The 13,407-nt window shown below is 36.4% G+C and carries 13 protein-coding genes; 2 read left to right on the forward strand and 11 right to left on the reverse strand.

Annotated features, from left to right (window positions below):
• Window positions 1-10: 10 nt before the first annotated feature.
• From A6J68_RS00345 to udp, 5 genes are all read right to left on the reverse strand, one after another.
• Complete coding sequence (locus A6J68_RS00345; RefSeq protein WP_000459240.1) at window positions 11-1,651, reverse strand: zinc ribbon domain-containing protein; 1,641 nt, start codon at window positions 1,649-1,651, stop codon at window positions 11-13.
• A gap of 169 nt (window positions 1,652-1,820) precedes the next feature.
• The gene (locus tag A6J68_RS00350; RefSeq protein WP_000077169.1) at window positions 1,821-3,032 is read right to left on the reverse strand and encodes a phosphopentomutase; all 1,212 of its coding nucleotides are present in this window, start codon (window positions 3,030-3,032) and stop codon (window positions 1,821-1,823) included.
• 66 nt (window positions 3,033-3,098) lie between these two features.
• Window positions 3,099-3,770: a deoxyribose-phosphate aldolase gene (gene deoC, locus A6J68_RS00355; protein ID WP_000453153.1), complete on the reverse strand. Its 672-nt coding sequence runs from the start codon at window positions 3,768-3,770 to the stop codon at window positions 3,099-3,101.
• A gap of 29 nt (window positions 3,771-3,799) precedes the next feature.
• Window positions 3,800-5,002: a NupC/NupG family nucleoside CNT transporter gene (locus A6J68_RS00360; RefSeq protein WP_001159691.1), complete on the reverse strand. Its 1,203-nt coding sequence runs from the start codon at window positions 5,000-5,002 to the stop codon at window positions 3,800-3,802.
• 20 nt (window positions 5,003-5,022) lie between these two features.
• A complete protein-coding gene (gene udp / locus A6J68_RS00365; RefSeq protein WP_001182060.1) occupies window positions 5,023-5,802 on the reverse strand; it encodes a uridine phosphorylase in 780 nt (259 codons plus the stop codon).
• A 158-nt stretch (window positions 5,803-5,960) separates the two neighbouring features.
• On the opposite strand from udp, the gene A6J68_RS00370 reads away from it, so the two are divergent.
• Window positions 5,961-6,698, forward strand: a complete 738-nt coding sequence (locus tag A6J68_RS00370; protein WP_001125579.1) for a GntR family transcriptional regulator — start codon at window positions 5,961-5,963, stop codon at window positions 6,696-6,698.
• Between the two features lie 12 nt (window positions 6,699-6,710).
• Window positions 6,711-7,007 (forward strand): hypothetical protein, encoded by a 297-nt coding sequence (locus tag A6J68_RS00375; RefSeq protein WP_001181230.1) that lies wholly within the window; start codon window positions 6,711-6,713, stop codon window positions 7,005-7,007.
• A gap of 99 nt (window positions 7,008-7,106) precedes the next feature.
• On the opposite strand, the gene groL is transcribed toward A6J68_RS00375, so the two are convergent.
• The 6 genes from groL to A6J68_RS00400 form a co-directional block, all read right to left on the reverse strand.
• Entirely contained in the window at window positions 7,107-8,729 is a 1,623-nt protein-coding gene (groL, locus tag A6J68_RS00380) for a chaperonin GroEL (protein WP_001029978.1), read from the reverse strand.
• Between the two features lie 95 nt (window positions 8,730-8,824).
• On the reverse strand, window positions 8,825-9,109 hold the full coding sequence (gene groES, locus A6J68_RS00385; protein WP_000917303.1) for a co-chaperone GroES: 285 nt from the start codon (window positions 9,107-9,109) through the stop codon (window positions 8,825-8,827).
• Between the two features lie 174 nt (window positions 9,110-9,283).
• Window positions 9,284-10,087 carry an ABC transporter ATP-binding protein gene (locus tag A6J68_RS00390; protein ID WP_000054433.1) on the reverse strand — a complete coding sequence of 268 codons (804 nt, stop codon included), beginning with the start codon at window positions 10,085-10,087 and terminating at the stop codon, window positions 9,284-9,286.
• Between the two features lie 4 nt (window positions 10,088-10,091).
• Window positions 10,092-10,988: an ABC transporter permease gene (locus A6J68_RS11530; protein WP_000884161.1), complete on the reverse strand. Its 897-nt coding sequence runs from the start codon at window positions 10,986-10,988 to the stop codon at window positions 10,092-10,094.
• A gap of 15 nt (window positions 10,989-11,003) precedes the next feature.
• On the reverse strand, window positions 11,004-11,966 hold the full coding sequence (locus A6J68_RS11535; protein ID WP_000724421.1) for an ABC transporter substrate-binding protein: 963 nt from the start codon (window positions 11,964-11,966) through the stop codon (window positions 11,004-11,006).
• Between the two features lie 464 nt (window positions 11,967-12,430).
• A complete protein-coding gene (locus A6J68_RS00400) occupies window positions 12,431-13,228 on the reverse strand; it encodes a Cof-type HAD-IIB family hydrolase (protein ID WP_000251908.1) in 798 nt (265 codons plus the stop codon).
• Window positions 13,229-13,407 lie beyond the last annotated feature (179 nt).

A 13,407-nucleotide genomic window follows, 5' to 3' on the forward strand; every position in this document is an offset into this window, starting at 1 on the left:
CTTTTAATCATTATTGCTTAGTTAATGGCTTACTGAGTAGTGGTTTATGGTAATCAAATTCTCCATCACTAGATGTCTGCCAGATTACTGGGATGATCTTATTCCCTTCAATTTTTATTCCATAGGCGTATTTAACTTTAAGACCACCGATACCTCCTGTTACAAAAGTTGTAGTATCAGTACCTGATTCATATTGATAAAGGTAGAGCCCATTTCCCTTATCCTCCAACTTCGTAACTTTAGCAGAATGGTTACTTTCCTTAGATTTACTATCCTTGTAAACTTTTTTCTGAGTAACTTTACCATCCTTATCAAAAGTCATCGTTACTGTACCGTCCTCAACTTCACCTTTCCAACTTCCTACAAGGTTCTCTGGAAAAATAGAAACGGGATCAGCCTTAACTTTATTAGTTTCCTTAGCTACTGTGATATCTTTTTTACCATCATTAGAAATAAGGTAACTATTTCCCGATTTTTTCATAATAAAATTACCAGTTAAATTCTGAATAATGTGGCCATATGTTTTCTTATCAGGATCTGTTGATTTATCATAATTAAAATCATAATCGGCAGCAAAATTAACTTGATAACTTTCTTTCCCAACCTGTGTCATTTTATTAAGGACAATATTAGGAATAGTGAAATGGCTCGCTTTACGATTATCAGTTACAAATTTTGCTTTAATACTTTCTTTCAATCCTTTGTAAAAATCATTTTCGGCACCTTTTTCAAAAACTGTTCCTAAAGTCTGAGGGTCTTGCCCAGTTGATACATAAAGTATCAATTGATTGAAAGCAGTTATCAATTTCTGTCCAGCTTCTTTTTCATTTAATAAACCATCAACATCTAATTTGATTGTCTGATTATCAGCGATAGAGATTAATTTTTGTTTATGAGAGGTTATCTCACCATCATTAAAAACTTTTTTGATATAAGCTTTTGAACCATCAGTCACTGGATAATTCTCTACGGAATAGCTACCATCTTTTAATTTAGCAATACGATTATCACCAAAATAAAGATTACCATCCATAAGATTACTTGTTACTGTAAAAGATTTAAAAGCGACCGATAAATCAATAGTTTGGTTTTTACCATCATAATCTTTTTTGAGTTTAATCTCTTTTCCGTCACTAGTCCCTTCAAGGCTAGCAGTATAATGGGTTCTAGGTAAACGTTCCACCGTTACTGAAAAATGATCTGAATTGCTTGTCGCGACCTTTTTTTGATTCAACAAAACATCCAATTTAGGAACATTGGTTTTCAAGGTCAAAGACATAGGCTTATTAGCAATACGATAATCAGGGAATATACCTAAGCGACTACCTACACGCTTTAGATACATTGAATCATTTTTGTTTCCTTCTTTTATTTCCTGCCCTAATTTACGCGCCTCACTTTTAGACAAAGGCTCAAAATTAGCGTAATTGGCCTCATCATTTGTGATAGATTCTCCCGTATCTGACCAAACCATGTATTCTTTAATATTATCAAACGCTTGACCTGACGTACGAGAACGTGCTGCTACAAAACGACTAAGTACTTGTCCCTTTGAAAAATAAAAGAATCCTAGACTCAGAAGTGATACTAAAACTATACCAAAAATAACTAAGCACACTTTAACAACTTTTTTCTTAAAAAAATCAAACATACCTTATCCTCTCATTCACTTTATATTAAAGTAAATTGCTTAAAGAAAAGTTACAACACTGATAAAACAGCTGTATTTGTACTTGTAACCGCTATTTTTCTATTATAACAAAACGAAAAAAGGATTGAAACCATAATCCGATTTCAACCTCTAAAATTTTTGTCTATGATTATACCAAGTCCTGCAAGAAGCTCTCTCCAATCATCGCAGTATCAACACCAAAGTTATCCGCAACTGTTGCTGAAATATCTGCGAAATGCCCTACTGGGATAAGGCCGTTTCCTGTGAAAGATGGGCTATAGGCTAAGAGAGGAATGTATTCTCTTGTATGGTCTGTACCTGCATAAGTTGGGTCATTACCATGATCGGCAGTGATCAAAAGTAAGTCTTTGTCACGCATTGCTGAAATGATCTCTGGGAGGCGCTCATCAAACTCATGAAGACAATCACGATAGCCATGAGGATCACGACGGTGACCATAGAGAGCATCAAAGTCAACCAAATTAGTAAAGGAGAAGCCTTTTTCAAACTCTGATAACCCCATTGTTTTTATCAAAGTATCAATACCATGACTATTCGATTTGTTATGTCCCATATCATGATTAATGCCTGAACCATTGAAAATATCATTGATTTTACCAACAGCATAAGTATCGATGCCAGCTTGATCTAGTTTATTTAATACGGTATCTTCAAATGGTGATACTGCATAGTCGTGACGGTTGGCTGTACGCGTAAAGTTGCCTGGGTCACCTACATATGGACGAGCGATAATACGACCAAGGAGAGCTGGACGCTCCATTGTGATACTACGAGCATATTCACAAATACGGTAAAGTTCTTCTAGAGGGATGATATCCTCATGAGCTGCAATTTGTAGGACTGGGTCAGCTGAGGTATAGATGATGAGCTCACCAGTTTCCATTTGGCGTGGTCCGAAGTCATCAATAACAGCTGTCCCTGAATAAGGTTTATTCGCTTCACGAATAACTTTACGTCCTGAAAAATCCTCAATCTTTGTGATGATATCTTCTGGAAAACCATTCCAGAAAGTATCAAATGGCTCTGTAATATTTAAGCCCATGATCTCCCAATGCCCTGTCATTGTATCTTTACCAAGTGATACTTCTTGTAACTTCGTCGCGTAGCCACTTGGATTTTCTTCTGCAGGAACGGTTTTAAGCGCTTGGGGACGAGGAATATTACCAAGTCCAATTTTAGCCATATTTGGCACCGCAAGTCCAACTGTTTTTGAAATGTGGCCAAGCGTGTCTGAAGCACCATCAGGAACTCCTGCATTGACAAAATCATTGGCATCTGGTGCCGCTCCAATACCCACTGAATCTAAGACAACTAAGTGAATGCGATCAAATTGTGACATAACTTCTCCTTTATCAATTGAAAATAGGAAGTCAGACCAGCATCCTTCCTATTTCCTTTATATTATTTAATAAGTGCCTTCTTCAACTTTTTGGTTCTTAACAATCTTGATGATACGGCTAGTACCCAAGCGTGAAGCTCCTAAAGCAATAAATTTTTCAGCATCTTCCAATGATGAGATTCCACCTGCTGCCTTAATTTTAACACCTTCGTCGACATATTTTGCCATCACTTCAACATCTTCAAATGTAGCACCTGCTGTCGAAAAACCAGTAGAGGTTTTAATAAAGTCTGCACCTGAACGTGTGACAACTCCACAAAGTTCGATAAGTTCTTCTTTAGTTAATTGACATGTCTCAACGATAACTTTTAAGATATGGTCTTGACATGCAGCTTTGATTTGACGAATTTCTTCTTCAACAGTATCAAAATCCCCATTTTTAACGTCTGTCAAATTAATGACCATGTCAATTTCATCAGCACCATTTTTAATAGCATCTTGACATTCAAAAACCTTCGCTGCAGTTGTACTATAGCCATTTGGGAACCCAATAACAGTACAAATAGCTAATTTACCTGAAACGTACTCTGCTGCTTTTTTGACGTAAGAGGCTGGAATACATGCTGAAGCTGTTTCATAAGCCATTGCATCATCTAAAATTGTTTGGATTTCTGGCCATGTTGCTGTTGTTGCTAGCAAAGTATGGTCTACCGTTTTTAAAATATCTTTTACTTCCACGTTACTATCCTTCTTTCTTTTGTCAACTTTTAGAATAGAGTTACAATACCGACGATAAAGGCGCTAAGCATACTTACAGCAATACCACCAATCATTGCACGGAAAACAAGTCGAGCTAGGGTGCCACGTTTCTCTGGACAAAGAACAGCAATACCTGAAACACAAATACCTAAACTTGATAAATTAGCAAAACCACAGAGTGAAATAGTTGCTACCAATGCTGTACGATAATCTAAAGATTTGATTAGGTGACCCAATTGTTGGAACGAAACAAACTCATTTAAAATCAACTTACTTCCAAGAAGGTTTCCTTCTAGAAGAATGTTTTTGTGGTCAAATCCCATAAGAAAACCAAATGGAGCAAAAACATATGAGAAGATTTGTTCTAAGCGAATTCCCAATCCACTTAACATCATATTAATCAAAGAAACTAAACCAACAAAGGCAATCAAACTAGCACCAATTGAGAAAGCCATTTGTGCACCTGTGCTTGCACCCTCAGCGATTGCATCAATCACATTGGCGTTATTACCTTTATTATCCATCTTAATGTCATCAATTTTTTGAACAGGTTCTGTTTGAGGAAATAAGATTTTAGCAATGAGAATACTGCCAATAGGAACCATTGTTGAAGCAATCAAGAGATATTCCATTGGAATGCCTAATGCAATGTAGCCACCAAGAATAGAAACTGACATACTTCCCATACCTGATACCAACACAACCATTATCTCACTATCAGTCATACGACCTAGGTATTTGCTAACCAAAATTGGACTGTCTGTTTGACCAAGAAACATATTAGCTACGGCAACAAAACTCTCAACCTCTGAGGATTTCATAATTTTACCAACACCCTTACCTATCCATTTTACTACAAATCCAAGGATTCCTACATAATAAAGTAGACTAACTAGGGCAGATAAGAAAACAATATTACCAAGCGTTTGAATGGCGAAAATAAAACCAGTTTTTGTTCCACTATCTGCTAATGAACCAAACACAAAATTTAAACCAGCTTGACCACAGTTGATTACTTTAGTAACTCCAGTTGAAACAACACTAACAACTTGTTGGCCTAGTGGGATACGTACTAAGATTAGCGCAATAATGAATTGAACGATAAGAGCTTTTCCAATTAAACTTAGAGAAACACTCTTACGATTGAAAGAAATTGCATACACAATTCCTAATACCAATAAAATACCAATAATACTATAAATAAATTGCATGATGACTTCCAAAACCTCGCTTATTGTGATTTATCATTTTCAATAAGTGTGCGGAGTGCTTCAACAGCAACTTGAATAGCTGCTTCTGTGTCATGAGCCATTGGGTTATCCATACCCAAAGCGTTGCGTTCTTGATTACCAACAACAAGGAAATCTGATCCACAACGAACTCCTAGATGACTTGCTGCTACAAAAAGAGCTGCAGATTCCATTTCAGACGCTTTTGTTCCCAGACGTTTCCATGCTTCCCATTTATTTAATAATTCATAACTAACTGGCATACGTTCTGGCTCATGTTGTCCATAAAATGCATCTTTACATTGAACTACTCCTGCGTGACTTGTGTAACCAAGCTTTTTAGCTGCATTAACTAGAGCATTCGTTACCTCCAAGTCAGCTACAGCAGGAAATTCAATCGGAGCATATTCTTTACTTGTACCTTCCATACGGATAGCTCCAGTTGCAATAACGATGTCTCCGCCTTTAACATCAAGGTCAATACCACCACATGTTCCAACACGGATAAAGGTATCAGCGCCACAGAGTTTCAATTCTTCCATCGCAATAGACGCTGATGGACCACCAATACCAGTTGAAGTAACACTGACTTTTTCACCATTTAATGTACCTGTATAAGTAACATATTCACGGCTGTCTGCTACAAGAACTGCATTATCAAAATGTTCTGCAATTTTTGCACAACGTTTTGGATCACCTGGCATGATAACATAACGACCTACATCACCTGGACGAATCTGTAGGTGATATTGCAATCCGACTTCACCTGAATAATTCTGCATGATAAAGACCTCCTTAATGTCTTGTCTATTTTTTTTACACTTGTATAATAACATACAAGACAACCTTTGTAAACGCTTTTATCGAAAGAAAACGTTTTATTTTTTAACTTGATTTTTCTAATTTTTTCAATTAAACTAACTTGTATACGGAGGTTACAATGCCTAAAAATGAACTAAATAATAAACTAAATAAACTAAAGCATGTGCAAGTCTACAATAAGATTTTTAACATGATTCAAGACGGTACTTATTCTCCTGGAATGCAATTGCCTTCTGAGCCCGAATTAGCAGGGCAACTTAATGTTAGTCGAGCTACTTTACGAAAGTCATTAGCACTATTACAAGAAGACCATTTGGTTAAAAATATCAGAGGAAAAGGTAATTTCATTAGAGAAAATTCTAGCAACTTGTCTGAAAACGGTTACGAAAATAGACAACACCCCATTAAAACTTGTCTAACTTCCAAAATTACAGAAGTGGAATTAGAATTTCGTGTAGAGGTTCCTGCAGAAGCTATCACAGCTTCACTTAAACAAGAAACCCCTGTAGTTGTTATTGCTGATCGTTGGTACCACACCGATGATGGACCATTAGCTTACACACTTTCTTTTATCCCTATCGAACTTATTTCAGATGCTGAGATTTCTTTACATGATACTAAACAGTTGTTAAACTTCATTGAAGAAGGTATCTATCACGAAGGCATATCAAGCCACTCACAAAGCCATTTGGGATATGCGACATCTGGCAATTTTTCAGCAACTAAATACACCCTATCCGATCATGGACAATTCATATTAATACAAGAAACAATTTTTAACCAAGAGAAAATACTAATGTGTAATAAGCATTACGTTCCCATTGAGCACTTTGAATTGTCCATTACCTCTCATTAAGGAGGCAAGCCTATGCAAAATAGACTATTAAAAGTTGCTTTTTTCATAACTTTTACCGAATTAATTATGGGCCTAATAGTTGGCGCTTATTTTAAGTTAAGTTATTTTCTAGCCCCTCCAAAGGAACCGTCAATGGGTGCTGGGTACGGAATGCTCTTTTCTATGTTATTTATACTTATTAGTTACTTAATTCTATTAGCTATAATTCAATTCTTAGCTTATCAATCTCAATCTAAGATAATAGCAATCATTGTTTTGCTACTTTTTTCCTCCCACTACTGGCAAATATTAGATGGCCTATCCTTATGATCTTCTTACCGCAAGTGGTAGTGACTATCATATCTCTATTATCACAACATAAAACTCCCCTTTGTTAAAGGGGAGTTTTATGTTGTGATAAGTTAGTGATTAGAAGCCACCCATCATAGATGGATCCATTGCAGGAGCTGTAGGAGCTTCTGGTTCAGGTTTATTTGCTACTACTGCTTCTGTAGTCAAGATAAGACTTGCTACAGATGCCGCATTTTGAAGTGCAGAACGTGTTACTTTGACAGGATCAATGATACCTGTGGTAACCATATCTACCCATTCTCCATTAGCCGCATTAAATCCTGTACCAATTTCAGACTGTTTTAAACGTTCAATAATAACTGAACCTTCATATCCAGCATTGTAAGCAATTTGACGAACAGGCTCTTCGAGAGCACGAAGAACAATATTACGTCCAGTCTCCTCATCACCATTAAGTTTCAGTGCCGCTACTTTTTCAATAACGTTCACAAGAGCCGTACCTCCACCTGAAACAATACCTTCTTCAACTGCAGCACGCGTTGCATTTAACGCATCTTCGATACGAAGTTTCATCTCTTTTAATTCTGTTTCAGTCGCCGCACCAACTTTAATTACTGCTACACCACCGGCTAACTTAGCAAGTCGTTCTTGTAATTTTTCACGATCAAAATCAGAAGTTGTAGCCTCCATCTGTGACTTAATGATGGCTACGCGATTAGCAATTGCTGATGAGTCACCGGCACCTTCGACAATAACAGTAGAATCTTTATCTACTGTTACTTTAGCAGACTGTCCTAAAACTTGCATAGTAGCATCTTTTAAGTCTAAACCAAGGTCTTCAGTAACGACAGTTCCTCCTGTTAGGATAGCAATATCTTCCAGCATGGCTTTACGACGATCACCAAATCCAGGCGCTTTAACAGCTACGACATTGAAAGTTCCACGAATTTTGTTAAGAACAAGCGTTGGGAGAGCTTCTCCATCAACATCATCAGCGATGATTAGCAACGGACGATTTGTTTTAAGAACCTCTTCTAATAATGGTAAAATTTCTTGGATATTTGAAATTTTCTTATCTGTAATAAGGATATACGGATTCTCAAGTTCAGAGACCATTTTCTCGTTATCAGTTACCATATACTGTGACAAGTACCCACGGTCAAACTGCATTCCTTCCACAACTTCAAGCTCTGTTTCCATACCTCGCGATTCTTCAATAGTGATAACACCATCATTACCCACGCGCTCCATAGCTTCAGAAATGTATTCCCCAACTTTTTCAGAACGTGAAGACACAGCCGCAACTTGAGCAATAGCTTCTTTGCCTGAAACTGGTTGTGCAATCTCTTTTAGCTCTTCAACTGCTGCTGAAACAGCTGTTTCAATACCACGACGAATGCCAATCGGATTTGCCCCTGCAGTTACATTTTTAAGACCTTCCCGTACAATAGCTTGGGTCAAAACAGTAGCAGTTGTAGTGCCATCCCCTGCAATATCATTAGTTTTTGAAGCCACTTCTGACACAAGTTTAGCTCCCATATTTTCAAAGTGATCTTCTAGCTCAATTTCTTTAGCAATTGTCACACCATCATTTGTAATTAAAGGAGAACCAAATGCTTTTTCAAGAACAACATTACGGCCTTTAGGACCTAATGTTACTTTGACTGTATCAGCTAAAATATCAACACCACGCACCATTGCTGAGCGGGCATCTGCTGAAAATTTAATATCTTTTGCCATAATTTAATACCCAGGCCTAAAATTTAACAAAGTCTACTTTCTTTACAAAGCAACTTTTCTCTAATAGGCCTATATCCTTTCTTGCTTAATAAAACCTATTTAACGACAGCAACAATGTCACTTTCGCGAACAACTGTCACTTTTTCGTTACCGTCTTTAACTTCCAAACCAGCACCATTTTCGACTAAAACAGTATCACCCTCTGCAACGCTAGGTGCAACTAATTCCCCTGTTAAGGTACGAATACCGTCACCCACAGCAAGAACTTTGGCTGTCTTTGTCGTATCATGGCTTGCTCCTGCAAGAACAAAACCACCGACAGATTTCTCTTCAGTTTCAACAAACGAAATGATCACACGATCACCTAATGGTTTTAACATAATAAACGAACCTCCATACGAGATATATTTTGATTTTTTAGCACTCCTATAAAGAGAGTGCTAACTACAAAAACTATTCTATCACTTGGTCAGAATTAGTCAAGAGAAAAGGCACGTTTCAAACAAGAAAAATTTCCCTAGTTATCCTGTCCATTCACTAGAGAAATTTATATTTTAACCTAAGACAAGGGCATCATCTATCAACTGTTGACCTGAGTTTTTATGGAAAAGTTCCATTAGTTCTGCAACTGTTAAGTTCCTCTTTGCTTCTCCTTTAACATCAACAACAATTTTCCCGTGGTAGAGCATCACGAGACGATTACCATAAGCAATGGCATGCTCCATATTGTGTGTAATCATTAAGGCTGTCAATCGTTGTTCTTCTATCACTTTCTGTGTTAATTCCATAACCATATCGCTAGTTTTGGGATCTAGAGCCGCTGTATGTTCATCCAGTAATAATAATTTGGGACGAACAAGAGTTGCCATAGCTAACGTGAGGGCTTGACGCTGACCGCCAGATAAAAATGCAGCATCAGTCTTCATTCGATTTTCTAAGCCTAGACCTAATTGTGATAGAGACTTTTTAAATAGTTGACGGTCATCGTCAGTCACTGACTGTCTAAAAATGTGACGCTTATTGCCTCTTTTATGTGCAATTGCCATATTTTCTTCAATCGTCAAATTTGTTGCAGTTCCCATTCTAGGATCCTGAAAGACTCGACTAATACCCTTAGATCGTTTTTCTACAGAGTCTTTAGTAATTGATTGGTTGTCTAATGTGATTGTCCCCTGATCAATAGGGATCAGACCAGCGATACAGTTAAGGAGGGTTGATTTTCCCGCACCGTTACCTCCAATTACTGAAATAAAATCACCGTCTTCAATCGTTAAATCTAAACCACGTAAAACATGGTTCTCATTGACAGTTCCTTTTTCAAAAGTTTTGTGCAGATTGACTAATTCAAGTAATGACATGTTCTTATCCTTCCTTTGTAAGCGTTTTAGAGGCTTTTACTCCTAGTTTAGCTCGTAATTCTGGGACATACAAAATGAGAGCCAACAAAATTGCTGAAACCAACTTTATCATCTGTGCATCAATATCGGTTGTTAATATGAAAACAATAATCATACGGTATAAAACAGAACCTAATACAATTGACCATAACCTTTTACCAAGAGGTAAGTATTTTATCATTACTTCTGCCAAGATAATTGAAGCCAATCCAATAACGATTGTACCCACTCCCATATTCAAATCTGCATAGCCATTATTTTGCGCTAAAAGTGCACCAGATAAAGCAATCAGGCCATTCCCAATCATATATCCTAGCATTTTCATCCGATCTACTTTAATACTATTGGCTTGTCCCATAGCCTCATTATCACCTGTCGCTCTTAAAGCTAATCCTAGTTGGGTATTTAAAAAGAGATACAAAATTAAGATAACTAAACCTACACAAACAATTCCAATTAATAAAACTGCTGAAAGTTTATTTAAACCTAATCTTGTTACCATTGTAACCAAAGTATTTTTGAGAGCAAAAGAGACGTTTGATCTTCCTAAAACAAGTAAATTAATAGAGTAAAGTCCTGTCAACGTAATAATACCTGTTAGGAGGGCTGGTATTTTCATTTTAGTATGAAGAAAACCCGATACTAGTCCTGCCAACATACCACCTAACATGCCCGCTATGGTTGCCACAATTGGATTAATATCATTAACGATACATAAGGCGCAAACTGCAGCCCCCATAGGGAAAGCCCCTTCTGCAGAGAGATCGGCTATGTCTAAGATACGAAAAGTGATAAACACGCCAATTGCCATAATTGACCAAAGTAATCCTTGCGAAATTCCGGATAAGATAATATCTAACATACAATACCTTTCTGATTATTTATTATTTTTAATACTTGAAACATCAATTCCAAGCTCTTTTGCCATATCTTCATTAACTACTACTTTTAGATTTTGAGGATATTCTGAAGGAACTTTAGCGACGTCTTTACCTTTGAGGATTTTAACAGCTTGTCTTGCCGTTTGACAACCTAAAGCCTCATAATCAGCCCCATAAGAAAAGAGCAAACCACTTGGTACCATATCTGCTGAACCTCCCACAACAGGCACTTTTAATTCTTTCGATAGATTCCCTAACAGCGTTACTGAGCTGGCTATAATATTATCTGTTGGTACAAAAAGAACCTCTGTTTTAGACATTAAACTCTTAGCAGTATCTTGTACATCATTAGTGGAAGAAATACCTTTAACACTTGTTTTAATCCCCGCCTCTTGGAAGATTTTTTTTGCTTGTTTTACCTGAACTTCTGAGTTACGCTCGCTAGTGGTATACATAATACCAACACGTTTAACCTTAGGCATTACTTTTCTCAAAAGGGATACTTGCTTTTTAATTGGAGACATGTCACTTGTACCAGTCGCTAAACCTTCAGGTTTTTTCATTGATTTTACTAATTCGGCTGATACCGGATCTGTCACTGCTGTAAATAAAATAGGTGTTTCTGTTGACACCGTTGTCAACGATTGAGCCGCCGGAGTCGCAATTCCCAATACTAATTTATTATCTTTAATGAGTTTTTCAGAAATTGATTGGATATTTGACTGATCCCCTTGAGCATTCTTATACTCAATTTTGATATTTTTGCCATCTTTATAGCCTTCTTTAGCTAATTCTTTTATAAATCCTTTCCTAGTGGCAGTTAGAGAGGGATGTTCTACATATTGTAAAATACCAATATGTTTTACATCAGATTGACCATTTTGAGAAGATTGTGAACAAGCTGTCATCAGAACAGATGCTAAAACGCTGCTAATTACCATCTTTGTTATTTTTTTCATTACTATCTCCTTGTAATACCATCAAATTTTCCATAAAACAAAAAACCAACTAGACCCTACATCTAGTTGGTTAATTATTTCTCTCAATTCCTCTGTGCACGGGAGGGCGAAAAAATATTGCCTTAACCAACTAGATTATTGAAATGATCTAATCGGCTCTGCTTTCATCATAAAATGCTTTAGCTTCATAGATACAAACTTTGCGTGACGTTTGTATCCTTGAGGCTACAAACGTCTATCTAAAGAAACTAAAGTAATAATAAGTATTTGTTTGTTTAATAATAGACGATTTGATTAACATATTATTCTCTCCTTGTTTATGGTTGCCTATAAGTTTACGTCATTTAAAAATAATTGTCAATAGTTAAATTTGATTTTTTTGAAAATTCTTGTTAGATAGATAATTTAAATAATAGTCATTCGTTGATATAACACACTTTTAAGGAAATTTAGATTTGCTATCCTTAATTTTCCATATACTCTACTAAAGCATAATAAATACCATCGTTATCATTATCCTGAGTTACATTTCCAATTCTCTCTTGTAAATCTTTAGGAGCATTCCCCATGACAAAACCTTTACCCACAATTTCAAGCAGATTTAAATCATTATAGTTATCACCAAACGCAATAGAGTCTGCAAGAGAAATATCTAAATAGTCTGCTAAAGTTTTAGCAGATTTTCCTTTTTCAATACCTGGAGCCATTATTTCAATAAAGTAAGGAGCAGATTGTGCGATTGATAAATGTGGATATTGAGCTTTCAAAGTGTTCTCCAATTCTCCCATCAGAGATGGTTCTCCCATCAAGAGAAGTTTATGAATCCTATCTTGCTTCTCTAACTCCATCAAACTCATCTCTTTAGATTGTAAACCAACAATCTCCTCCTCTTTTTGGACCCACTCATTTTCTTTATCACAGGAATACCATTCATGATAACGATAGACATTCCATGCAATTTTCGAATAATGCTTGCTTACATAAGAACAAACTTGTAAGGCAACTTGACCATCCATTGTGTGGGAAGCAATTGTTTTTTGTTGCATATCTTGTATTAAAGCCCCATTATAGGAAATAATATAAGAATCTATTCCAATTTGTTCCATAATCGGAGTAATTGCCTCAGGCATCCTAGCTGATATGGGAACGAAAGTAGCCCCTTGAGCTACTATTTGTTTAATTCCCTGCCGTGTCTTAGGTGTTACTTTAAAATTACTGTTAATTAAAGTACCATCAATATCACTAAATATTAGCCTTACCATATTATCCTCCAAAATATAATTGTACGCGCTTACTTTAGTCTAACACTTAAATTTTTGTTTCGCAAATAAACTTCGTCTGGTCTAATGAGACTACTAATATAAGCTATATTTCAAAACAAATTAGTTTATTTCTCTCAATGAACGGTTTAATATGTTACTATATAGTAATAATAGGAGGA

The sequence above is a fragment of the Streptococcus sp. 'group B' genome (genome assembly GCF_002073795.1).
In the GTDB taxonomy this organism is placed as follows: domain Bacteria; phylum Bacillota; class Bacilli; order Lactobacillales; family Streptococcaceae; genus Streptococcus; species Streptococcus agalactiae.